The sequence below is a fragment of the Streptomyces sp. 1331.2 genome (genome assembly GCF_900199205.1).
In the GTDB taxonomy this organism is placed as follows: domain Bacteria; phylum Actinomycetota; class Actinomycetes; order Streptomycetales; family Streptomycetaceae; genus Kitasatospora.
Window position 1 is genome coordinate 1258423 of the sequence record NZ_OBMJ01000001.1, and the last position, 22907, is coordinate 1281329.

Annotated in this window: 21 protein-coding genes; 6 read left to right on the forward strand and 15 right to left on the reverse strand. The window is 73.6% G+C overall.

Going from position 1 to position 22907, the window contains the following annotated elements:
• Positions 1-7: 7 nt before the first annotated feature.
• From CRP52_RS05390 to CRP52_RS05400, 4 genes are all read right to left on the reverse strand, one after another.
• On the reverse strand, positions 8-1843 hold the full coding sequence (locus CRP52_RS05390) for an ABC transporter ATP-binding protein (RefSeq protein ID WP_097235340.1): 1836 nt from the start codon (positions 1841-1843) through the stop codon (positions 8-10).
• A gap of 125 nt (positions 1844-1968) precedes the next feature.
• The gene (locus CRP52_RS05395; RefSeq protein ID WP_097235341.1) at positions 1969-2742 is read right to left on the reverse strand and encodes an SDR family NAD(P)-dependent oxidoreductase; all 774 of its coding nucleotides are present in this window, start codon (positions 2740-2742) and stop codon (positions 1969-1971) included.
• Between the two features lie 56 nt (positions 2743-2798).
• Positions 2799-2969, reverse strand: a complete 171-nt coding sequence (locus tag CRP52_RS38055; RefSeq protein ID WP_179852691.1) for a hypothetical protein — start codon at positions 2967-2969, stop codon at positions 2799-2801.
• Between the two features lie 5 nt (positions 2970-2974).
• Positions 2975-3637 (reverse strand): LysE family translocator, encoded by a 663-nt coding sequence (locus CRP52_RS05400; protein WP_097235342.1) that lies wholly within the window; start codon positions 3635-3637, stop codon positions 2975-2977.
• A gap of 171 nt (positions 3638-3808) precedes the next feature.
• On the opposite strand from CRP52_RS05400, the gene CRP52_RS05405 reads away from it, so the two are divergent.
• A complete protein-coding gene (locus tag CRP52_RS05405; protein ID WP_097235343.1) occupies positions 3809-5149 on the forward strand; it encodes an aminotransferase-like domain-containing protein in 1341 nt (446 codons plus the stop codon).
• A 100-nt stretch (positions 5150-5249) separates the two neighbouring features.
• Here CRP52_RS05405 and CRP52_RS05410 read toward each other — a convergent pair whose 3' ends face one another.
• From CRP52_RS05410 to CRP52_RS05420, 3 genes are read right to left on the reverse strand one after another with little or no spacing between them, the layout of a single operon-like run.
• Positions 5250-6155 carry an SDR family oxidoreductase gene (locus CRP52_RS05410; protein ID WP_097235344.1) on the reverse strand — a complete coding sequence of 302 codons (906 nt, stop codon included), beginning with the start codon at positions 6153-6155 and terminating at the stop codon, positions 5250-5252.
• Entirely contained in the window at positions 6152-7201 is a 1050-nt protein-coding gene (locus CRP52_RS05415) for an alpha/beta fold hydrolase (RefSeq protein ID WP_097235345.1), read from the reverse strand. The genes CRP52_RS05410 and CRP52_RS05415 overlap by 4 nt, the downstream gene beginning before the upstream one ends.
• On the reverse strand, positions 7198-8811 hold the full coding sequence (locus CRP52_RS05420) for a flavin-containing monooxygenase (RefSeq protein ID WP_097235346.1): 1614 nt from the start codon (positions 8809-8811) through the stop codon (positions 7198-7200). Before CRP52_RS05420 ends, CRP52_RS05415 begins: the two co-directional genes overlap by 4 nt.
• A gap of 186 nt (positions 8812-8997) precedes the next feature.
• Here CRP52_RS05420 and CRP52_RS05425 point away from each other — a divergent pair, with 186 nt between their 5' ends.
• Positions 8998-9801: a MerR family transcriptional regulator gene (locus CRP52_RS05425; protein ID WP_257032301.1), complete on the forward strand. Its 804-nt coding sequence runs from the start codon at positions 8998-9000 to the stop codon at positions 9799-9801.
• 58 nt (positions 9802-9859) lie between these two features.
• Positions 9860-10879, forward strand: a complete 1020-nt coding sequence (locus CRP52_RS05430; protein ID WP_097235348.1) for an ABC transporter substrate-binding protein — start codon at positions 9860-9862, stop codon at positions 10877-10879.
• A gap of 100 nt (positions 10880-10979) precedes the next feature.
• Here the strand turns inward: CRP52_RS05430 and CRP52_RS05435 are convergent, their stop codons facing one another.
• The gene (locus CRP52_RS05435; protein ID WP_097235349.1) at positions 10980-11651 is read right to left on the reverse strand and encodes an NADPH-dependent F420 reductase; all 672 of its coding nucleotides are present in this window, start codon (positions 11649-11651) and stop codon (positions 10980-10982) included.
• 93 nt (positions 11652-11744) lie between these two features.
• On the opposite strand from CRP52_RS05435, the gene CRP52_RS05440 reads away from it, so the two are divergent.
• Positions 11745-12209, forward strand: a complete 465-nt coding sequence (locus CRP52_RS05440) for a winged helix-turn-helix transcriptional regulator (RefSeq protein WP_097235350.1) — start codon at positions 11745-11747, stop codon at positions 12207-12209.
• A 118-nt stretch (positions 12210-12327) separates the two neighbouring features.
• Here the strand turns inward: CRP52_RS05440 and CRP52_RS05445 are convergent, their stop codons facing one another.
• From CRP52_RS05445 to CRP52_RS05460, 4 genes are all read right to left on the reverse strand, one after another.
• A complete protein-coding gene (locus CRP52_RS05445) occupies positions 12328-13965 on the reverse strand; it encodes a M4 family metallopeptidase (RefSeq protein ID WP_097235351.1) in 1638 nt (545 codons plus the stop codon).
• A gap of 526 nt (positions 13966-14491) precedes the next feature.
• A complete protein-coding gene (locus tag CRP52_RS05450; RefSeq protein WP_097235352.1) occupies positions 14492-16654 on the reverse strand; it encodes a serine/threonine-protein kinase in 2163 nt (720 codons plus the stop codon).
• Positions 16655-16845: 191 nt separating this feature from the next.
• Positions 16846-17793 (reverse strand): alpha/beta fold hydrolase, encoded by a 948-nt coding sequence (locus CRP52_RS05455; RefSeq protein ID WP_179852692.1) that lies wholly within the window; start codon positions 17791-17793, stop codon positions 16846-16848.
• 126 nt (positions 17794-17919) lie between these two features.
• Entirely contained in the window at positions 17920-18678 is a 759-nt protein-coding gene (locus CRP52_RS05460; protein ID WP_097235354.1) for a dienelactone hydrolase family protein, read from the reverse strand.
• 96 nt (positions 18679-18774) lie between these two features.
• Between CRP52_RS05460 and CRP52_RS05465 the strand changes: the two genes are divergently transcribed.
• Positions 18775-19131, forward strand: coding sequence for a DUF6191 domain-containing protein (locus CRP52_RS05465; RefSeq protein WP_097235355.1), 357 nt, complete (start codon positions 18775-18777; stop codon positions 19129-19131).
• Between the two features lie 76 nt (positions 19132-19207).
• On the opposite strand, the gene CRP52_RS05470 is transcribed toward CRP52_RS05465, so the two are convergent.
• Together CRP52_RS05470 and CRP52_RS05475 are read right to left on the reverse strand one after the other, a co-directional pair.
• Positions 19208-19609, reverse strand: a complete 402-nt coding sequence (locus CRP52_RS05470) for a VOC family protein (RefSeq protein ID WP_097239851.1) — start codon at positions 19607-19609, stop codon at positions 19208-19210.
• A gap of 87 nt (positions 19610-19696) precedes the next feature.
• Positions 19697-20410 carry a DUF4232 domain-containing protein gene (locus tag CRP52_RS05475; protein WP_097235356.1) on the reverse strand — a complete coding sequence of 238 codons (714 nt, stop codon included), beginning with the start codon at positions 20408-20410 and terminating at the stop codon, positions 19697-19699.
• A 302-nt stretch (positions 20411-20712) separates the two neighbouring features.
• Here CRP52_RS05475 and CRP52_RS05480 point away from each other — a divergent pair, with 302 nt between their 5' ends.
• Complete coding sequence (locus tag CRP52_RS05480) at positions 20713-21963, forward strand: phosphodiester glycosidase family protein (protein WP_097239852.1); 1251 nt, start codon at positions 20713-20715, stop codon at positions 21961-21963.
• Here the strand turns inward: CRP52_RS05480 and CRP52_RS05485 are convergent.
• On the reverse strand, positions 21953-22858 hold the full coding sequence (locus CRP52_RS05485; RefSeq protein ID WP_097235357.1) for a hypothetical protein: 906 nt from the start codon (positions 22856-22858) through the stop codon (positions 21953-21955). The genes CRP52_RS05480 and CRP52_RS05485 overlap by 11 nt on opposite strands.
• Positions 22859-22907: the final 49 nt, after the last annotated feature.

Below are 22907 nucleotides of genomic sequence, written 5' to 3' on the forward strand. Positions count from 1 at the left end.
GACCGGTTCACGCGTGACCGAGGGCGGTGTCCGACAGGACGGCCGCCGCCGGTGCCTCCCGGCGCAGCAGGGCCGCGTACCGGCCGTCCAGCTCCACCAGCTCCTCGTGGGTGCCGAGTTCGACCACCTCGCCGTGGTCCAGGACGGCGATCTGGTCGGCGGCCCGGACGGTGGAGAGCCGGTGCGCGATGGTGATGGTGGTGCGGCCGGCGGCCAGGGTGTCCACGGCCTGCTGGACGGCGCGTTCGGTGCGGTTGTCCAGTGCGCTGGTGGCCTCGTCGAGGATCAGCACCGGCGGGTTGCGCAGGATCGTCCGGGCGAGTGCCAGGCGCTGCTTCTCGCCGCCGGAGAAGCGGTAGCCGCGCTCGCCGACCAGGGTGTCGTAGCCGTCCGGCAGGGCGGCGATGGTGTCGTGGACCTGGGCGGCCCGGGCGGCTTCGACCAGTTCGGCGTCGGTGGCGCCGGGTTTGGCGAAGCGCAGGTTCTCGGCGACGGAGGCGTGGAAGAGGTAGGTCTCCTGGGAGACCACGCCGACCGCGCGGGCCAGGGTGTCGAAGGAGAGGTCGCGGACGTCCACGCCGTCCAGGGTGACCCGGCCTCCGGTGACGTCGTACAGCCGCGGGACGAGGTAGCTGAGGGTGGTCTTGCCCGAGCCGGTCTCGCCGACCACGGCCAGTGAGGTGCCGGCCCGGACCTTGAGGTCGACGCCGGAGAGGGTCGGGCGTTCCTGCGCGGGGTCGTAACGGAAGTCGACCTGCTCGAAGCGGACTTCGCCTCGGATGTCGGTGAGGGTGACCGGCTGCGCCGGCTCGGCGATCTCCACCGGCAGGTCGAGGTACTCGAAGATGCGCTGGAAGAGCGCGAGCGAGGTCTGGACGTCCACGCCGGTGGAGAGCAGGCTCACGGTCGGGCGGAAGAGGCCCTGCTGGAGGGTGACGAAGGCGACCAGGGTGCCGACCGAGACGATCGGCGCGCCGGCGGCGGAGGTCAGTCCGGCCGCCCAGTAGATCAGCGCGGGCATCGCGGCCATCACGATCTGGATGGTGTTCATCCGCCAGCGTCCGGCCATGCTGGCCCGGACCTCCAGGTCGGCGAGCTGGTCGGACTGGCCGGTGAACTCGCGGGCGAGCGAGTCGGAGCGGCCCATCGTGCGGCCGAGCAGGATGCCGCTGACCGAGAGCGACTCCTGGACCGCCGAGCTCATCGCGGCCAGCTGCTTCTGCCGCTGGGTGGTGATCTTCTTGCGCTCCTGGCCGACCCGGCGGCTGATCCAGACGAACAGCGGGAGCAGGACGAGCGAGACGACGGTGAGCCGCCAGTCGAGGGCGACCATGGCGACCACGGAGGCGACGACCGCGGTGAGGTTGGAGACCAGGCTGGTCGCGGTGGAGGTCACCGTGGACTGCATGCCGCCGATGTCATTGGCGATCCGGGACTGCACCTCGCCGGTGCGGGTGCGGGTGAAGAAGGCCAGCGACTGGCGTTGCAGGTGGCCGTAGACGGCGGTGCGCAGGTCGTGCATCACGCGCTGGCCGACAGTGGTGGAGATCAGCGTCTGCAGCACGTTGAAGACGCTGTTCACCACGGCGGTGAGGATCATCCCGAGCGCGAGCAGGCTGAGCAGCCCGGTGCGGCCCTGCGGGATGGCGGTGTCCAGCACGGCCTTCAGCAGGAACGGCGAGACCACCGAGACCACGGCGGAGGCGGCGACCAGCAGTCCGACGGTGGCGAGCCGGCCGCGGTACGGGCGGAAGAGCGTGAGGATCCGCCGCCACTGGGCCGGCGGGCGGGGCTCGCCCTCGGCGCGATCGGGCGGGGTCCAGTCGATGGCGGCTGGCCTCAAGGACGGGCCTCCCTGGGTGGGACGGTCGGGCGGGGGTCGACATGGCGAGGATAGCTCATAGTTAGACAAGCTAATAGTGAGATTCCCTCTATTCCCTTGCGCCCGCCCGCCCGGCCACCTCGGGGTCAGTCGGTCCGGTACGTGCGCGCCGCCTTGGAGGACAGGCCCCCGAGCCTGCCCGGCGGCAGCACCCGGGCGATGGCCACCGCGGCCTTGTAGCGCTTGCCCGGCACGGACAACGACCGGCCGCGGGCCAGGTCGCGCATCGCCTCGTCCACCACCCGCTCGGCCGAGAGCCAGGACCAGGACGGGATGTTGCCGGTGCCCATGCCCGCCCGCTGGTGGAACTCGGTCCGGGTGAAGCCCGGGCACAGCGCCATCATCCGCACGCCCGTACCACCCAGGTCGCGCAGCACGCCCTGGGTGAAGCTGACCACCCAGGCCTTGCTCGCCCCGTACGTGCCGCGCGGCAGGAAGGCCGCCACCGAGGCGACGTTGACGATCGCACCCCGGCGGCGCTCGCGCATCCCCGGCAGCGCGGCCGTGGTCAGCCGCAGGATCGCCTCGATGTGCACCTTCAGCATGTCCAGCTCGTCCTGGAGCGGGACGGTCCCGAACTGGCCCTTGTTGCCGAAGCCGGCGTTGTTCACGAGGAGGTCCACGGGGCGGGCCGAGTCGGCCAGGCGGGCCTCGACGGCGCCGATGCCCTCGTCGGTCGCGAGGTCGGCGGTCAGCACCTCCGTCTCGACTCCGTACTTCCCCTGCAGGTCCGCGGCCGCGCGCTCCAGGCGCTCGGTGTCCCGCGCCACCAGGACGAGCTGGTAGCCGCTGCGGGCGAGCCGGCGGGCGAAGGCGGCTCCGATGCCGGCGGTCGCGCCGGTGATCAAGGCTGTGGTCATGCCCCGACCGTACCGACTCGCCGCATCCGAGCCCACACCCAGTGCAACACCCCAGCTCAGCGGGCTGCGGACGCAGACATCCGGTCGTACTCCCCCTTCGCCGGGTTCGCCTCGGAGCACTCGGCCGCCATCGCGGTCCTGGCGAACACGGCGCCGGCGCTGGGCGGGCGGCTCATCCAGGCGGGGTACGAGCTGCTCCGGGCGAGTTTGCGCGCCATGCCGTCCATGCCGTCTATACCGCCACCGCCTTGGCGCGGTCGGCGGCGATGTGCACGGCGAGGCCGGCGAGGACGGTGCCCATCGCGTACCGCTGGATCCTCAGCCAGCCGGGGCGGCGGTTGAGGAAGGCGGCGATGCTGCCCGCGCTGACCGCGATCAGTCCGTTGACGGTGACGGCGATCGCGATCTGGGTCAGGCCCAGCACCAGGCTCTGCAGGGCGACGTGACCGCGCTCCGGCGCCACGAACTGCGGCAGCAGCGAGACGTACATGATGGCGATCTTGGGGTTGAGCAGGCAGGTCAGGAAACCCATCGCGAACAGTCGGCGCGGCGGGTCCGGCGGCAGCTCCTGCGGCGCGAAGACCGCCGTGCCACCCGGCTTGACGGCCTTCCAGGCCAGCCAGAGCAGGTAGCCGGCGCCGGCCAGCTTGATCGCGGTGTAGAGGGCGGGCACCACCGAGAACACCGCGGCCACCCCCGCCGTCACCGCGACGAGGTAGACCAGGAAACCGGTCGCCACCCCGGCCAGCGAGATCAGCCCGGCCCGACGGCCCTGCGCGATCGAGCGCGAGACCAGGTAGATCATGTTGGGCCCCGGCGAGAGCACCATGCCCAGCGCCACGGCGGCGATCCCGAGCACGGCGTGGCCGCTCACGGCCGATGTCAACGTGTCCATGCTGGGAGGCTAGGACCGAGGACCAGCTCGATGCAATGATGACTTTGCACTCGGTGCAATGTAGCCACCGGGTCCGACGCGCCAGGGTCTGCGCCCGGGCCTACGCCGAGGCACCAGGGCCTACGCCGAGGCGCTGGGTCTACGCCGAGGTCCACAGGAGGCCTGCCACCGATGGACGACTACCGCCTGATTGCCGACAGGATCGCCGCCGACATCGCCGACGGGCGGCTGCGGCCAGGCCAACAACTGCCCACCCAGCGCGCGTTCGCCCGCAGCCACGGCATCGCCGGCTCGACGGCGGGACGCGTCTACCGGGAGCTGGCCCGGCGCGGACTGACCGTCGGGGAGGTCGGCCGCGGGACCTTCGTCCGGGCCGGGCGCGGGGCGGACGGCGGGCGGGTCGCGCTCGCCGAGCCGGGCGCCGCACCCGTGGACCTGGAGCTCAACTACCCCGCCGTCCCCGGGCAGGCCGAACTGCTCGCGGGCGGACTGACGCCGCTGCTGCGCGCGGACGCGCTCGGGGACGCGCTGCGGCCGGTCGGCGCGGCCGGGACGGGGGCGGCGCGGCGGGCGTTCGCCGGGCTGCCCTCGACCGGTTCCTGGGAGGTCGACCCCGCGGACCTGCTGTTCGCGGGCAACGGGCGGCAGGCCATCGTCGGGGCGCTCTCCGCCCTGGTGCCGCCGGGGAACCGGCTCGGAGTCGAGGCGCTCACCTACCCGGTGGTCAAGGCGGCGGCGGAACGGCTGGGCATCGGGCTGGTACCGCTGGCGATGGACGAGCACGGGCTGGTACCCGGGGCCGTCACGTCCGCCCACCGGGCGACGCCGCTGCGCGCCGTGTACGTGCAGCCCCGGCTGCAGAACCCGCTCGGTGGGAGCCTGCCGCCCGAGCGGGCGGCAGCGCTCGCGGAGGAGCTGCGGCGGCTCGACCTGCCGGCGGTCGAGGACGCCATCTGGTCCTTCCTGCGGCCCGGACTCGCGCCGCTGGCCGCGCTGGCACCGGAGCGGACGGTGCTCGTGGACAGTCTCTCCAAGCGGCTCGCCCCGGGCCTGACCACCGGGTTCGCGGTCGTCCCGGGCGCGCTGCGCGAGCGGGTGGCGGGCGCGCTGCGCTCGGGCGGGTGGACGCCGAGCGGATTCGCGCTGGAGGCGGCGGTGCGCTGGATCGGGGACGGCACGCTGGCCGCGGTGGAGGCGGCGAAGCGGGCCGACGCGGCGGCCCGGCAGCTGCTGGCGCGCGAGGTGCTGACAGGGCAGCGGCTGCGGGCGGACCCGTACTCGTACTACCTGTGGTGGGAGCTGCCGGGCGACTGGCGGGCGGAGACCTTCGTCGCGGCGGCGGCGCGCGCCGGGATCTCGATCACGCCCGCGACGGCGTTCGCCGTGGATCCGCGGAGCTCACCGACCGCCGTCCGGGTCGGACTCGCCTCGCCCCCGCTGCCGGTGCTGGCGCGGGCGCTGGAAACGCTGGCACGGATCGTGGAGGGGGGACGGGGAACGGACGACAGCTGACAGATGACAGATTTCGAAATCTGTTATCTGTCAGCTGTTATCTGTCGTCTGTCAGTTGTCGGCTGTCAGTTGTCGGCCGCCGGCTGTCCCCTGCCGGGTGTCAGCCGCCCGAGCCGTTGCGGCTCCCCCGGGTCGCGGTGTCCGCGGCTCCCCCGGCGCCGATCGCGCGGAGGCGGCTCGCGGCGGTGGCGGCGAGCTGGGGCGCGAGCCGGGCGACGTCGCGGGAGCCGACCACGGCGATCAGGCTCGGCAGCAGCCAGCGGGCCGGTTGCATGCCGCGCAGCCAGGCCTGGGCGTACACATGAGCCGACCGGCGGGCGATCCCGGCGACGATCCGGTCCACCGCGGGTTCCAGCGGGTACGTCTTGTTCGCCGGCCACGGCAGCCGGGCGCGCATCTGCTTCAGCACGGCGTCCTCGTCGGCGCCGCGCACCATGTCGGTGTCGGTCCAACTCAGGTACCCGACACCGACCTTGACGCCCTGGTAGGCGACCTCGGCGCGGATCGAGTGGGCGAAGGCCTCCACCCCGGACTTGCTGGCGCAGTACGCGCTCATCAGCGGCGCGGGCGTCAGCGCGGCGAGCGAGGCGATCTGCAGCAGGTAGCCCCGGCTCTCGGTGAGCGCCGGGAGGAAGGCCCGCGCGGTGGCGACGCTGCCGAGCAGGTTGACCTCGATGACCCGGCTGAAGGCCCGGTGGTCGCTGTCCGCCAGCGGTCCGCCGATGGCGATGCCGGCGTTGGCGACCACGGTGTCGATCCGCCCGTAGTGCTCCTTGATCCGGCGGGCGGTGTCCTCCAGCGCGTCGAGGTCGGTGACGTCCACCTCCCAGCTGGTCGCGGTCGGGCCGCACTGGGCGGCGACGGCCTTCAGCTCCTCCGGCTCCAGCCCCAGCAGCGCGACCTCGGCCCCGCGCCGGGCGAGCTTGCGGGCCAACGACGCACCGACCCCGCGGGCGGCTCCGGTGACGACGACGACCTGCGCGGACAACGGCGGTACGGCCTTCATGCGACGGCAGTCCTCTCATCGGTGGGGTCAGCGGAATCGGCGGACGCAGGAGCGGGAACGGTGGGAGCGGGAACGGCGGGAGCGGGAACGGCGGGAGCGGGAACGACGGGGACTGCCACGGTCACGGCGGGCGCACCGACCAGGTGCTCGGCGGCCATCCGGTGGATCTCGCCGGCCACCTCCGCCGGCCGCTCCAGCGGCGACATGTGCCCGACCCCTGGCAGCAGCAACAGACCCTGCGGGTCCTTGAGTTCGGCGACGATCCGGTGCGCGTGCACCGGCGGGGTCAGCCGGTCGTCGGTGCCGACCACGACCGAGGTGGGCGCGGCGAGCCGGCCGAGTCCGGCATGGACGTCCAGCCGGTCGAGCACCGCGGCCCAGTTGGCTCGGACGGCGGTCGGGCAGGCGTGCACGATGCGGGCGGTCGCCTCGACCTGGCCGGCGGGCGAACTCGGCCCCATGGTGGCGTACTTGAGTGCGGCCCGGCTGACCGGCGAGACCGGTCCGAGCGGCAGCCGGGAGCGCAGCAGCTGCCGGTGCAGGAAGCGGCGCAGCTTCGGGGAGCGCACGGTCGGCGGCAGGACGGTGAGCTCGGCCACCAACTCGCCCGGCCCGGTGGAGATCAGGACGGCGGCGGCGGTGCGCTCGGCCACCTCGGGGCGGCTGCCGGCGGCCATGATGGTCATCCCGCCCATGCTGTGCCCCGCGAGTACGGCTCGCTCCCCCGCCGGAACGGTCCGGGCGAGAACCGCGGACAGGTCCTCGGCGAGCGCCCGGGTCGAGTAGCGGGCCCGGCTCGGCGGGATCTCGCTGTGCCCGTGCCCGCGCTGGTCGTACGCCACCACCCGGTATCGGTCGGCGAGTTCGCGGATCACCGGGGCCCAGAAGGCGGTCGAGCAGGTCCAGCCGTGCGCCAGCACCACGGTCGGCGCGCCGGGTCGGCCGTGCACCTCGACGTGCAGCCGGCTGCCGTCCGCCGACCGGGCGCTCAACTCCTCCACGGGCGTGGGTGGTTCGTACTCGGCGGGCAGCTGGACGGCACTCATGCGGTGACCTCCTGGACGGTCCGGGCGGTGGTCGGGGCAGCGGTCGGGGACGTGCGCATGATCAGCTCGTACTCGGCGAGGTCCACCTTGCGAGTGGCGCGGCGGAACGCGGTGGTGGAGCCGGGCCAGAGCACGGTGTTCTTGCCGCTCGGGTCGAGGTACCAGCTGCGGCAGCCGCCGGTGGTCCAGACGGTGCGGTCCATCCGGTGCTGCAGTTCGAGGTTCCACTGCCGCTGGGCGCGCGCGGTCGGCTGCATGGCGGTGGCGCCGACCGAGGCGAGCGTGGTCAACGCGTCGATCAGGTAGTTCAGTTGGGACTCGATCATGAGGATCATCGAGCTGTTGCCGAGGCCGGTGTTGGGGCCGATGACGAAGAACAGGTTCGGGAAGCCGCGTACGGTCGAGCCGCGCAGCGCCTCCATTCCGCCCTTCCACTCCTCGGCCAGCGTGGTGCCGTCCGCGCCGAACACCCGGGCGCCGATGGGCATGTCGGTGACGTGGAAGCCGGTGCCGAAGACGATGGCGTCCACCTCGTGCTCGCTGCCGTCGGCCGCGACCAGTGTGGAGCCGCGCAGTTCGCGCAGACCGGAGGAGACGACCTCGGTGTTGGCCGCGGCGAGCGCCGGGTAGTAGGTGTTGCTGAGCAGGATGCGCTTGCAACCGATCCGGTAGTCCGGGGTGAGCTTGGCGCGCAGCGCCGGGTCCTGGACACTCTGGGCGATGTGGCGTTCGGCGAGTTGCTGGACGACGCGCAGCAGTCCGGGGCGCCGGACGAAGGCGTCCACCTGGAGCTCGCGGAGCGCGAAGAGGGTGCCGCGGCGGATCTTCGCAGTGACCGGCAGCCGGCCGTGCAGCCACTTCTCCAGCGGGCTGATCTCGCGGTCCCGGCGCGGCAGGACCCAGGCCGGGGTGCGCTGGAAGACGGTCAGCTTGCCGACCTCGGGTTGGATCGACGGGATGATCTGGGCGGCGGAGGCTCCGGTGCCGACCATGGCGACGCGCTTGCCGGCCAGGTCGAACTCGTGGTCCCAGCGGGAGGAGTGGAACACCTTGCCGGGGAAGGCGCTCAGCCCCGGGAGTTCGGGGATCTGCGGGTCGGCGAGCGGTCCGGCAGCGGCGACGACGGCGTCGGCCGTCCACTGGCCGGCCGAGGTGGTGATCCGCCAGCGGGTCGCCTCGCTCTCCCAACGCGCCTCCAGCACCTCGGTGTTGAATCGCAGGTGGGGGCGAATGCCGAAGACCGTGGCGACCTCCTCCAGGTAGGCGCGGATGTCCGGCTGGCCGGAGAAGCTGCGCGGCCAGTCCGGGTTGGGCGCGAAGGAGAAGGAGTAGAGGTGCGAGGGCACGTCGCAGGCGCAGCCGGGGTAGCTGTTGTCGCGCCAGGTGCCACCGACGGAGTCCGCCCGCTCCAGGACCACGAAGTCGGTGATGCCGGCGCGACGCAGCCGGACCGCGGCGCCGAGTCCGCCGAAGCCGGAGCCGATCACCGCGACCCGGACATGCGGCACGGACTCCTCCGGCTCCCGAGCTTCGGGGGACGAGCCGGTGTCCGCGGAGGCGCCGGACGTGCCGGACACGCCGGAGCGGGGGCGCTTGCTGCTGGATGCCATGCGGCCTCCTCCTGAGGGTGGGGCGGTGATCGTCGCGCTCTCCGGGGCCTCGCCCCGGAACCCTGCCAATCGCGCCAGTAATCACTGGCATGGTTGGCAGGGTAGCCCTTGCCGCCACCGGAGGGAAGAAGCGCGACCGCTCCGGTTCCGGGAGCGTTCCGAGCCCTCGGACCTATGCTGATCGCCGTGGACAAGGTCAGAGCTGCTGCGGACGACAGAAAACGCGAGTACCGGGTGGAGGAACTGGCCGAAGCGGCCGGCATCACCACCCGCACCCTGCGCTTCTACCGCGAGCGCAAACTGCTCCAACCGCCCCGCAAGGAGGGCCGGATCGCCTGGTACAGCGAGGAGCACCTGGCCCGGCTGCGGATGATCGGCGAGCTGCTGGACCGCGGCCACACCCTGGGCGGCATCGCCGAGCTGATCGGCGCCGGCGAGAGCGGGCGGGACGTCGCCGAGCTGATCGGGCTGGAGGCGGCGATCGTCGCACCCTGGTCGGACGAGACCCCGGTGCGGCTGGACTGGGAGGAACTGAAGACCGCCTTCGGGGACCAGCTCACCGAGGAGAACACCGCCGAGTCGATCGCCCAGGGCTACATCACCGTCGAGGAGGGCGGCATCACCCACGTCAGCCGCCGGCTGATGGACGCCACCACCGAGCTGGTGGCGGAAGGCGTTCCGCTGTCGGCGGTGCTGGACGCCAGCCGGCGCACCCGGGAACACGTGGACGCCATCGCCGAGATCTTCATCGACGTGGTCAGCGAGCACCTGCTCAGCGCCCTGGCCGCCGACACCCCGCTGCCGCCCGGCGAGGCGGCCCGGCTCACCGAACGCATCATGCGGGTACGGCCGCTGGCCAGGACCGTCGCCGACGCCCAGTTCGCCCTCGCGATGGACCGTCGGGTGCACGCCGAGTACGACCAACTGCTGCGCCAGCGACGGGAGAACGGCTCGGAGGCACAGCCGGAGGACGACAGCTCCGAGGCGTAGCCGGACGGCCGAGCGGGCAGGGATCCCCGCGCCTTGCCCGTACGACGGAGGTGCCGCCATGCCCAGCTCCCTCAGCCGCCGCACCGTACTCGGCCGCACCGCACTCGGCCTCGCCGCCGGGCTCGCCCCGGGCCTCGCGCTCGCAGCCTGCGGGACCGACTCCCGTGCGCCGAGCGCCGGTTCGCCGGGAGGCGCCAACGGCGGCGGCAGCGGCGGCAGCGGCGCCCGAACGGTCCGGCACGCGCGCGGCGAGAGCGCCGTACCGGCCCGGGCGGCCCGGGTGGTGGTGCTGGACACCGACGCGCTGGACTCGGTGATCACCCTCGGCCTCGCCCCGGTCGGCGCCACCACCGTCAGCGCGGGCGCGCCCCTCCCCGGCTACCTCCCCGCCGCTCGACTGGCCGGGACGAAGGCCGTCGGCGCGATCGGCCAGCCCAGCCTGGAGGCGATCGCGGCGCTGCGGCCGGACCTGATCCTCAGCAACCAGGTCCGCGACGACAAGCGGTACGAGGAGCTGTCCAAGATCGCGCCGACCGTGCTCTCCAAGACCACCGGGCCGACCTGGAAGGAGAACGTCCGGCTGCACGCCGAGGCGCTCGGCCGCCAGGCGGAGGCCGAGGCGGCGGACGCGGCGTACCGGACGAAGCTGCGCGAGCTGGTCACCGCGCTCGGCGGGCCCGCCAAGGCCGCCGCCACCCGGGTCGAGATGGCCCGCTTCCTGGCGGGCGCGCCGACCCGGCTCTACCTCAACGACACCTTCGTCGGCTCACTGTTCAAGGACCTCGGGCTCGGCCGGCCCGCCAACCAGGACAAGCCCGGATTCTCGATCGAGATCAGCCCGGAGCAGGTCGACCAGGCGGCGGCCGACGTCATCTTCTACTCGCTGTACGGGGACGCCGCCAAGTCCGACCAGGGGAAGATCACCGAAGGCGCCCTGTGGAAGGACCTGGACGCTGTCCGCAACGGGCGGGTGTTCCGGGTGGACGACAACCTGTGGATGCTCGGCATCGGCTACACCGGGGCCGGTCTGATTCTGGATGAGATCCGGAAGGACCTGGCGACGACCGATGACAGATGACAGATGACAGGCGACAGATCACAGACGACGGATAACAGCTGACAGATTTCATCATCTGTCAGCTGTCGTCTGTAATCTGTAATCTGTTACCTGTTACCTGTTACCTGTCATCGTCGTCCGTCGCTCCCGGCGCCAGGGCCGGCGACGGAAGGACGTGGCGCGCCTCGCCGCCGGACCACCAGACGCCGACGGCGAAGACGGCCGTCGCCTCCAGCAGTCCGGCCCGGTCGAGGCCGCCGCAGTGCACTGGTGTGCAGGCCATGGACGCGATCAGGTCGGCGACCAGCGCAGCGGCCGCCGGGTCGTCCGCGCAGTACGGGACGCCGAGCGGTGCGCCGCTCTCGAAGGCCGGCCGCGGCATGGTCCAGATGCTCTCGTGGCAGATCCCGAACACCTTGGCCACACGGGCCGTCGGAGCCGCCACGGCGAGCCGCGCGGCGACGGAGTCGGTGGCGCCGGCCGTGGTCAGCCGGGGCCCGTCCGCGCCGGGGGCCATGGGCACGGTGCAGTCCAGGAGGGCCCGCCCGGCCAGGTCGGCCGCCAGCGGCGCGGCCACCGGCACCGCCGCCTCGGCCGGTACCGCGACCAGCACGGCCTCCCCGAATCTCGCCGCCGTCGCGAGATCACCGCCGCCCGACGCGCCCAGTACAGCGGCGAGTTGCCCGGCCGCCCGCGGGTCGCGCCCGCCCACCACCACCTCGTGCCCCGCCCGCACCCAGGCCCCGCCGAGAGCCGCCGCCATCGCGCCCGTTCCGAGAATGCCGATCCGCATGTCCACTCCTCGCCGTCACATCTGCTGTGACCGGCACGCTAGGCGGGTCGATGCACACCGTCCGGTACGCATCGGATCGGGCAGGATGGCCGCATGGACATCGCGAGCCGCACGCGCGAGAGCGACGAGGGAGACGGGGGATACGACGCCGAGGCCCGCGCCGAGGAACGCGGAGCCGAGGAGTACGGCGACCTGGGCGGCGCCGTCTTCGCCGCGGACTGCCGCGCCAGGCTGGCCTTCGAGGTGATCGCCAACCGTTGGGACAGCGTGGTGGTCTACGTCCTCGGCGAGCTGGGGCCGCTGCGCCCGCGGGCGCTGCTGGACCGGATCGGCGGGATCAGCCCGAAGGTGCTCAACGAGTCGCTGCGTCGGCTGGAGTACAACGGCCTGGTGGAGCACCGCCGTTACGCGGAGGCGCCGCCGCGGGTCGACTACGCCCTCACCGGGGCGGGTGCCGCCCTGATCGGTCCGATCCGCGCGCTCGGCGCCTGGTCCGCCGTCCACGGCGACGCCGTCCTGGCCGCCCAGGAGACGCACGAGAAGAAAAGGGGGATCTGACGAAACGTCAGATCCCGGAAAAGGGAAGAACGGCGGGGGTGACGGTGGTCCGCCTACCGTCACCCCCGCCGCTCACGGCCCTTCCGGCCGGCACCCACGAACCGGCAGGGCCCGGGGCTCAGTTGACGTTGACGGCCGTCCAGGTGGCAGCGACCGCGTTGTACTCCGCGCTGTCCGAGCCGTACAGGTCCGCCGCCGCGCTGAGGGTGGCCGCACGGGCGCCCGCGTAGTCGGTGGTGGAGGTGAAGTAGGTGGTCAGCGCCTTGTACCAGATCTGCGCGGCCTTGTCCCGGCCGATGCCGGCGAGGGTCGAGCCGTCGTACGTCGGGCTGTTGTAGCTGAACCCGTTGATGGTCTTCGCGTCACTGCCTTCGGCGAGCAGGTAGAAGAAGTGGTTGGCCACCCCGGACGAGTAGTGGACGTCCAGGTTGCCGACGTTGGCGTCCCAGTAGTCGGCGGACTGGCCGTCCTTGCTGGGCTGGTCCATGTAGCGCAGCGGGCTGCCGTCGCCGCGCAGGTTGATCAGCTCGCCGATCCAGTAGTTCGGCGGGTTGGAGGGCAGGTTGGCGTACCACTCGACCATCGTGCCCATGATGTCCGAGGTGGCCTCGTTGAGGCCGCCGGACTCGCCCGAGTAGTTCAGGTTGGCGGTGGCGGCGGTGACGCCGTGGGTCATCTCGTGGCCGGCCACGTCGATTTCGGTGAGCGGGGCGGCGTTGCCGCTGCCGTCGCCGTAGGACATGCAGAAGCAGTCGTCGCTCCAGAACGCGTTCACGTAGTTGGAGCCGTAGTGGACCCGGCTGAGGGCGCCGACACCGTCGTTGCGGATGCCGTTGCGGCCGAAGGAGTTCTTGTAGAAGTCCCAGGTGGTGGCGGCGCCGAACTGGGCGTCCACGGCGGCGGATTCGCGGTTGGCCGCGGTGCCGTCGCCGAACCGGTTGCTGGTGTTGGCGAACAGCGAGCCGCTGCCGGAGGTCCCGTTCTTCATGTCGGTGGTGGACTGGCCGCCACGGGAGGCGTCCTTGAGCTGGTACCGCGTGCCGCTCTGCGTGGTGGTCAGCGGGACCTGGCCGACGAAGACGCCGTTGCCGGTGCCGGCCGCGGTCTGCACCTTCTCGTGGGTGGAGAGCACCCGGCCGCTCGCGGCGTCGGTGAGCAGGACCTGGCTGCTCGGGGTGCCGTCGGCGCGCACGCCTTCGACGGTGGTGCGGTAGGCCAGGCGCGGGGCGCCGTCGGTGGCCCAGACCACCAGTTCGGCCGTGCCGGTCTGGTGGACCTCGGTCAGCGGCGACTCGTCGGCGTCGACGGTCACGCCGACGGTGGCCTTGACCGCGCCGGCGGCCTGCGCGGCGGCCTGGTCGGCCGGGACCTTCGGGGTCAGGCTCGGCAGGTCGATCCGCGCGGAGACGGCCTTGGAGACCGACTTCACCGCGCCGTCGGCCTTCTGGTGGACGATCAGGTCGCCGCCGATCACCGGCAGGCCCGCGTAGGTGCGCTCGAAGCGCAGGTGGCGGGTGCCGTCCTGGTCCACCACGGCGTCCTTGGCGACGAGTTGCTCCTTGTCCCCGAGGCCGAGCGCCTTGGCGAGCGGGCCGGCCTGGCCGTCGGCCAGGGCGAGCACGGTGGCGTGCTGCTGGGCGGCCTGGGCCTGCAGCGACGGGATGGGGGCGGCCTGGGCGGCGGTGCTCACCTGGGTCACACCGGTCAGCAGGGCGGTGGCCGAGAGTACGGCGACAGCTGCGAGCTTTCGCTTCACGGACGAGTCCTTCCGGGAAACCGCGTCTGGGCGCGGTCACGCCGCGTCCCGGGGGCCGGGTCGGCACCTGTGGGGCGGGACGGGCGCTGACGTGCTGGAACCCCGTACAGTCGAGCGGCTCGCCACCAAGGGGTGGGGGTGGGGGCAACCGCTGGGGGTGAACAGAAGCATGACAATCCAGCAGATGAAATGACAGGTCTGCCTCAGGAGTTGGCCAGGTCCCGCCATCAGGTAAAGGGCGGTCAAGCAGTGCCGGAATCGGGGCGATTCACCGCATTCCGCAGATCGTTCCCGCCCGATCCATGTCCGACCGCCTGCATCGACAGCCGTCCGCCCGCCGAACGCGGGTTCGGCGGGCGGCACGATCCACCGGCAGTCGACTTTTACATCTGTGTAGAAGTTTCCACACAGTCCCTTGACGCCGGGGTGGCGAGGGTCCGCCACCCGGCACCCTTGCTCACCCGCCGGACGTCTGCTACCAGGCCTCGGCCCGCCGCTGCTGGAACCGCCACTACGGAAACCGCCACTACTGGAACCGCCACTCCTGGTCCTCGTTGCCGGGGGTGCAGGCGACCATGGTGACCGCGTTGCCCGGGCCGTTGTTGGTCAGGCAGATCGAGTTCATGTAGTCGCCCAGCGTGTACGAGCCCGGGCTGGAGCCGTTGCGGACGGTCCAACTGGTGAGGTAGCTGAAGCCGCTGCTGGCCTCGACCTTCCCGTCCATGGTCTGGACGAGCGCCGGTCCGCCGTTGTTGCAGGCGTTGAAGTGGATCCACGTACCGGGGTCGGTGGAACGCACCCACCCGTACTGCGAGGCGCCCCCGACCACGACCGGGTTGTCGCCGCTCAGGGTGTCGTTGCGCAGCCCGAGCGGGCGGCGCTCCTTCGCGGTGACGATGGTGGTCCAGCTGCTGCCGCCGCAGGACGCGGGGCGGGGCGGGCTCTGCGGGGCCGGGGTGGTGCCGCCAGCCGTGTTCTGGGCCGGGGGCTGCGGATTCTGGTTGGCGGGCGGGGCGGGCGGGTTGCCGCCCGCCCCGCCTCCGGGCTGGTTCGCCTGACCGCCCGTCGACCCGCCGGCGGCCGCCCCACCGCCGGAGGCGCTGCCTGTGCCCGCACCACCGCTCCGGTTCCCGCCGGAGGCGCCGCCGCTTCCGCCCTGGACCGGGGCCTGGCCCTGGGCCGGGACGGGGACCTGCTGGTTCGGGACCCCGGGCGCCGGCTGGTCGGGATTCGGGGTGGCCGCCGGGGTGTCGGTCGGCACCGGGGCAGGGGGCGCGGTGGTGGCCGCGGGCAGCGGGGAACCGGTACCGGGGTTCGCCGGCACGGTCACCACCACGGTCGGCTGGGCGGCGGGCGGCACGGCCGCGTCCGAGCCGCCCGGACTGCGGTCGACCAGCAGGGCAGTGGCCGTGCCGACCGAGATGATGACCGGGATGATCACCGGCACCAGCAGGGCGCGCCGGTGCCGGGCCCGGCCCGGCTCGGTCTGCGCCTGCGGCAGCACCTTCGCGACCTCGTCCGGCGCGGGGTCGCCGCCCGCAGCGGGAACGACCACGGCACCGGCCTGCCCGGCCTCCTTCTTCGCCGCTGTCCCTGCCGCTCCCGCTTCCGCCTTGGGCCCGGCGGCCCCTGCAGCACCTGCGCCCCCGCCCTTGGCGTCCCCTCCCCCGGCTCGCCCGGCGGATGCAGCGTCGGGCCGGAGCCGGATCGTCCGGCTGTCGGCGGCGGCCTTCTCCCCACCGTCTGCGTGCTCCCTGGCCCCGCCGGCGTTGGCCTTACCGTCCCCGGCCTCACCGACCCCGGCCTTTCCGGCCCCGGCCCCGCCGACCCCGGCCTTGCCGGCCTCCGCTTCGGCACCCGCGCCCCCAGCCGCCGCGCGGGCCGCCGCCGCCATCTCGGCCGCGTCCGCGAAGCGCTCCTCGGGCTTCTTGGCCAGCGCCTTCGCGACCAGCGCCCGGACCGCCGCCGGGAAGGTCTCCGGAAGTTCCGGCACCGGCTGGTTGACGTGCTTGAGCGCGATCTGCAGCGGCCCCTCACCGGAGTACGGCGGCTCGCCGACCAGCAGTTCGTAGCAGACCACGCCGATCGAGTACAGGTCGGTGGCGGGGCCGAGGGCGGCCCCCTCGGCCTGTTCCGGGGACATGTAGAGCGCCGTGCCGATGATCGCGAACGGCGCGGTGAGCTTGGTGCTGGCGAGCGCCCGGGCGATGCCGAAGTCCGTGATGGCCACCCGGCCGTCGGTGCGCACCATCAGGTTGGACGGCTTGATGTCCCGGTGCACGATGTCCTGCTGGTGCGCGGCGTGCAGCGCGTCCAGGGCGCCGGCGACCAGTTCGAGGGCACGCCCGACGGTCATCGGGCCCGAGTTCGCGAGCACCCGGTCCAACGGACTGCCCGCGATCAGCTCCATGACGATGTAGGCGCAGCGCTCGTCGCCGTCCTCGCCGCTCTCGCCGTAGTCGTGGACGTCCACGATGCCGGGGTGGTCGACCGCGGCGACCAGCTGGGCCTCGCGGCGGAAGCGCTGGGTGGCGGTCTCGTCCTCGAACAGCTCCGAGCGCAGGATCTTGACCGCGACCTGCCGCGCCAGGACGGTGTCCTCGGCCCGCCAGACCGAGCCCATCGCGCCTCCGCCGATCTTCCCGACCAGCCTGTACCGTCCGCCGAGCACGGTGCCCGCCCCGCTCATGCCCCAGTCCCCCTGTGTGTCATGTCCCGCCCCGACGGGTCGTCGGCACACAGTGTGCCAGAGCGTGCCGCGGCCTCAGCAGACCGGATACGGAAAGGAATTGAGCACGAGTGCCAGGGACTGACCGAACGCAGAGCCGGACGCCGGACCGCCCGGCCGACCGGGTGACCGACCGGGCGACCGTCCGGCCTTCAGACCTTCCGGAAGTATCCGGCGCGGTCGGACACCTCCAGGACCGCCGCGACGACCGCCCCGGGCTGGTCGGCGTGGATGGCGTGGCCGGCCTCGCGCACCGTGCCGTGCGTCCCCCTGGGGGCGCCGGAGGCGACCTGCGACTGCAGGGCGGTCCAACGGGAGCGCATCGCCCGGGGCAGCCCTTCGGTCGCACTCAGGACGGCCACCGGCACATCCGGCAGCGGCGTGGCGGAGCGGCGGCGCCGGATCTCGGCGGTGGTGACGTTCGTCAGCCGGTTCTCCGCGAGGACGGTCCGCCGCTGGTGGGAGTGCCCGACCACGGCCGCCTCGGCCCGGGCGAGCGGATCCGCCGGCCCGGGCGCGGTGGCCGCCGGGGCGGACCGGAGCAACCACAACCGGAGCAGCGCGGCTTCGGCGAGCCGGATGGACCGTGGCTGAAAATCCTCGTGCGCCGGATCCACCAGCACCAGCCCGGCCACCAGCTCCGGCCGCTGCCGGGCGAGGAGTTGGGCCAGCTGGCCGCCCCAGCTGTGCCCGACCAGGATCGCCGGACCGGCGCCCAGGTGCCGGACGAGGGCGGCCAGGTCCTCGATCCCTCCGTCCAGGCTGGGGCCGGTCGCGCGGCCGACTGCGGTGCGCTCCGGCTCGCTGGCACCGAGCCCGGCCCGGTCGTACGCCACCACCCGCCCGTGTCGGGACAGTTCTGGCAGGACGGGCAGCCAGGTGAGCGAGGAGGTGCCGCAGCCCGCGATCAGGACCACGGGTGTCACACCGCCCTCGCCCGCCTCCACCCAGCGCAACGCCCGCCCGCCGCAGTCGAGTTCACTCGGCCGCACCCTTACCCCGCCCGGGGCGTTCTCGGCGAAGGCCGACGCGATGGCCTCCTGGACGCCCCGCAGGCCCGTCCCGTCCTGCTCTCCCCGCGTGTCCTTTCCGCCGTGCACGCCCAACCCCCCGGTTCAGTCGTCTGGTTCACCCGTCGCCCTCACTATGTCAGGCGAGCCGGCGGCCGTAGGGGCGAACGGCAGGGCGGCCGGCCGTACCGGCGGGCAGCGGGCTCGGGCGCGAGCTCAGGCCGGCAGGACGCGCTTCAGCAGGCCGAGCAGCGTCTCCCAGTGCCGCGCGTCGGCGGCCGCGTCGTAACGGGTGGTGTCGGCCTGGGTGTAGCCGTGCGGCGCACCGGCGTAGACCTCCGCCCGGAACCGGACCCCGGCGGCGGTGAGGGCCGTGGCGAGCCGGTCGATCTGCTCGGGCGGCAGCGCCTCGTCCTGGTCGGCGTGGCCGAAGTACAGCTCGGCGGTGATCCGGTCGGCACCCAGGTGCGGGCTGTCCGGGCGCTCGGTGGCGAGGTTGCCGCCGTGGAAGCCGGCCGCGAGGGCTATCCGGTCCGGGTGGCTGACGGCCGTGCGCAGGGCGAGGAGCGCTCCGCGGCAGTAGCCGGTGAGTGCGACCGGCCCGTCCTGGACCAGCGAGGACTCGGCGAGCCAGCGCAGGTAGGCGTCCGCGTCGCGGGCGGTCGTCTCCGGGGTGAGGGTGGCGAGCAGCGGGCCGATCTGCTCGAACAGCGCGTCGTCGCTCTCCACGTCGATGAGCTCCGGCAGTTCGACCAGCGGGGCGCGGCCGTTGCGGTAGTAGGCGTTGGGGACGAGCACGGTGTACCCGGCTCCGGCGAGCCGGTCGGCCGTCCGCTGCAGGTGCGGCCGGAGCCCGAAGGCGTCCATGTAGAGGAGGATGGCCGGGTGGGCGCGGCCGTCGTCGGGGTGGGCGAGGTAGGCGTCGGCGGTTCCGTCCGCCGTCGGGATGTCCACGAGGGTTCCGCGCACGGTCATGGTGAGGGTGCTCCTTCCGTTCTCGCCGCAGGGTATCCGGTGGGTGCGTGCCGCCGTTCCAGGAACGCCCCCACCACGGTGCGGCGTTGAGCGGGCATGGCGTTGATCGTGGGTGTGCTGGCGGCGGTGGCGGCGGTACTGGGGCTGGTCGTGCTGGCCGCGTGGCAGATCCGGGACGAGGCCTCTGCGCGTCCGCGGCCCCGCGGGCCCGGGGTGGCGACGGGCGTCGGCGGGCTGGAGGAGCTGCACGCACTGTTCAGCCCGGGCAAGCGGATACAGGTCGAGCAGAAGAAGGAGCAACTGGCGCTGCGCGACGACGCGCAGGCCGGATCGCCGCCGCACTTCGGCGTGGACCTGGAGCGGGGCGTGGCGGTGCTGCGCGCCGGGCCCGGCCCGGGCGCGCCCGAGCGGCCGCAGGAGGACGGCGCCCCAGGAGCAGTGCCCGGGGCGTAGCGGTACCCGGCGCATAGCGGTGCGCGGCACGCAGCGAGGCCCGCCGGTGGCGGCGCGGGTCAGTGGCGGCGCCGGGTCAGTTGCCCCAGCTGCGGGAGCAGAGCACCAGCCGGTAGCCGTCCGGGTCGGCTATCGTCACGCCGAACTTGTCCCAGTACGGGTTGTGCGAGGTGACCCGGGTGCCTCCGGCCGCCTCCAGCCGGGCGGTCAGGGCCTCGTCGACCGGCGCACCGAGGTAGACGACGAACAGGTCCTCCACCGTCGGCGTGGGCTCCGTCGGATGCTCCGGGTCGTGGGTCAGCTCGAAGTGCCAGGCACCGCCGGGCGGGCCGACCATCAGCAGGTCGTGCTCACCGGACACCCGCTCGGTGGTGCGCCACAGCACATCGAGGCCGAGGCCGCCGACGTAGAAGCGCTCGGCCGCCGCGAGGTCGCGCGAGGGACGGGCCACACGGATGTGCATCGTGGAATCGATCATGTCGGCGACCATAGCCGACACCACTGACAACGACCTCCTGGATCTCCCGGTCGCACAGCAGCCGGCCGTCCTCGGCATGCTGCTCCGTCAGGACGGGCTGGTGGCCAGCAGCGCGGTGGTGGTCACCTTGTTGTCGCACTCGGCGAACAGGCCGTCGTCCAAGGCCACTTGGTGGGCTCCCGCGCCGCCCGGCAGGCCCAGGACGAGGGTGGGGTAGGCGACCGGGGTGGCCCCGGAGACGCAGTAGCCGTCGGCCTCGCCCTGGACCTGGACGAAGGTCAGCTTCACCCAGGCCTTCCCGCCCGGGGCGAGGTGGACCGGGGCGGCGGAGCCGGTGTGGGTCACGGCGAGCGGCGCGTTGCGGTCCGGGGAGCCGTTGGCCGCTCCGGCCACCGTCGGGAAGCCCTGGAGCGTGCACGGGCGGGTGGAGGCGTTGGTGAACGCGACGATCGCCGCTCCCAGGCCCGTGCCCTCGGGGCGCACCTTGGCCTGGTGGGCGTCCACCTTCAGCGCGGTGGGCGCGCAGGTCGGCACCGCCGTACCGCTGCTCGTCGGTCCACCGGACGGCGCGGCGACGGTGGCCGCTCCCGTGGACGGGGTGCCGGCCTCGGTGGGGGCCGGTGACTTGGCGCTCGGCGCGGCCGAGGCGGTGGCCGCCACCGTCGGTGCCGCGCTCGCCCCGGCCCCCGACGGCTCGTCGTTCCCGGGGCCGCACGCCGTGGCGAGCAGCGCGACCGTAGCGGCCGAGACCACCGCGACCGCGGCTCTTCGGGCCTTCGTTCCGTACCGCGTGTCCTGCATGACGCCCCCTCGGAGGATGGAGTGGTGCCGACCCGGCGCCGGCACCTGCCCGATACACACCGCCGTTCCGCCGCCGGTTCCCCGGGCGGTCGGGCGTGACAGAACGGTGACGCGACCGGGAAGAGCCCGGGACAACGGTGCCGGGCGGACGACCGGACCGTCGGTGGGGCCGGGGTCGGGTCCGGGCCGAACCTGGCCGAACCGGGCCGAACCGAGGACCGCACGGCCGGACCGAGAACGAGATGGGCCGACGCGCGACGCGCCGACGCCGGTACGGCCGGACCGCCCTGTCGACCGTCAGCATGGCGGGCGTGCGAAGTTCCCTGCGCTGTGTGGCTGCCCTGGTGTTGGCCGTGGCCCCGGCCGGTCCGGTCGTCCCGCCCGCCGGGGCCGAGGCTGCCCGGACTGCCAGGCTCGATGCTGCCGAGGCGGCCGGGGGCTGGGAGGTGCTCGCGCCCGGGGTGGCGTACCGGGAGCTGACGGTGCGCACCGCGCACGGCAGCGCGCGGGTGTACGCCGTCCGCGCCGACCTGCGCAGGCCGGGCGTGCGGGCGGACCTGCTCTTCCCCGGCGCGGTGGCCGCCCGGACGCCGCTGACCCAGCTGGCCGGCGCACGCGGGGCGGTGGCCGCGGTGAACGGGGACTTCTTCGACATCAGCGAAGATCAGCACCCGGGCGTCGAGGCCACCGGGGCGACCTCCGGGCCCGCCGTGTACCGCGGCCGGGCGTTGAAGGCCGCGGTCCCGGAGGCGCAGCGGTTCGGCTGGCGGCCGCCGCCTGGCGGCACGGTCGAGGACGTGCTCGGGGTCGGCGTGGACGGGGTGGCGCGCATCGGGCGCCTGTCGCTGCGGGGCCACCTGCGGACCGTGGACGGCGTCCGGACGCTGGGCGGGCTGAACCAGTACGCGCTCCCGGTCGGTTCGATCGGCGTGTTCACCTCCGACTGGGGAGAGGTCTCCCGGGCCCGCGCCGCCTGCGGGACCGACGAGTCCCGGCAGGCGCCGTGCACCTCGGATACCCGGGAGGTGACGGTGCGCCAGGGCCGGGTGGTGGCGGTCGCCGCGACCCCGGGCACCGGTCCGATTCCCACAGGAAGCACCGTGCTGCTCGGCCGTGAGGCCGGCGCCCGCGCCTTGGCGGCACTGCCTCCGGGTGCGCCGGTCGCGGTGGACTACGGCCTCGTGTCGGGCGAGCCGGTGCCCTTCGTCTTCGCGCTCGGTGCCCACTCCCTCCTGCGGGGCGGGCACGCGCTCCCCGGATTGGACGGGACAGTCGCCGAGCCGCGCAGCGCGGTCGGTCTCGCGGCCGGCGGCCGGGTGCTGACGCTGTTGTCCACGGACGGACGCGAGGGCAGCTCCACCGGCCTGACCCTGACCGAACTCGCCCGCGCGGTGGCCGATCTCGGCTGCCCGGACGGGGTCTACCTGGACGGCGGCGCCTCCGCCACACTCGTCGCCCGCGATTCCGCCACAGGTGGTCTCACCGTGCGCAACCACCTCGACCACGGCCGGGAACGACCGGTCCCCAACGCGCTCGGCATCTTCACCGGGTAACGGGAGGGGCGGAACCGGGCGGAACGAACCGGCCGACCGACAGCGACGCCATCCCGTGCAGCACCCTGCCCCCGGACCTCGCCTCGGCGAGCCCCCTGGCGAATTCCTCGCGGCGCACCCCGGGCTCCAGCTGCGCCAGGCCGGGCGGCCAGGTGCCCGGCGGCACGAGGACGACCACGACGGCGCTGCGAGCCTCGGCCGCGGCCAGCCAGTCGGGCGTCACCTCCGCCCGCCAGTGCGGTTCCCAGCCCCCGCGGCCGTCGGAGAACCGCAGAGACCGGACGAGACCGTCGGCGACCTCGACGGCCGCGCTCGTGTCCGGCGGCCACTCCGAGGAGGGACCGAAACCGCTGTCGACCACGGCTTCCGCCAGCACGGGGTGGAACTCGGTGCCGACCTCGACGATCAGCTCCGCGAACGGTGCCCCCTCCGCCGCCTCGCGCAGCGCCGACGCCCACTGGATCGGAGCCCGGCTGCGGACATGGGTCCGCCCCTGGGAGAACCACGTCACGGAGTCGGCGGCGACCGCCCCCGGTGGGGGCGTCGGTGGCCTGTCGGCTCCGCGGCCCGTCCGGGCCCGGGGTCGGGACGGGCGACGGCGGCGCCACGCCGCGGCCAGGGGGCCGGCCAGCAGGTCCGCCAGGAGCACGAGGACGACGGCGCCGGCCGCGGCGAACTGGATCCAGGCGGAGACCGGCAGGCCGGCCCATCGGAACCCCGCACCGAGCCCGGCGGGGACTGCGACCATCAAGGCTTTGGCCAACCGGTCCGCGTCCTCCGTCCTCCAGCCCGCCCAGTGCTTCAGGCCGGACACGAGGCCGTACAGGAAGACCGCCCCGCCCTCCAGGGCCAGCGTCACCAGTCCGGCCAGGGCATCAAGGGGCCATAACGTCATGCGCGGCATTCTCGCCCAGCCGCACCGGCGGGTCAGTGGCGAAGATCAC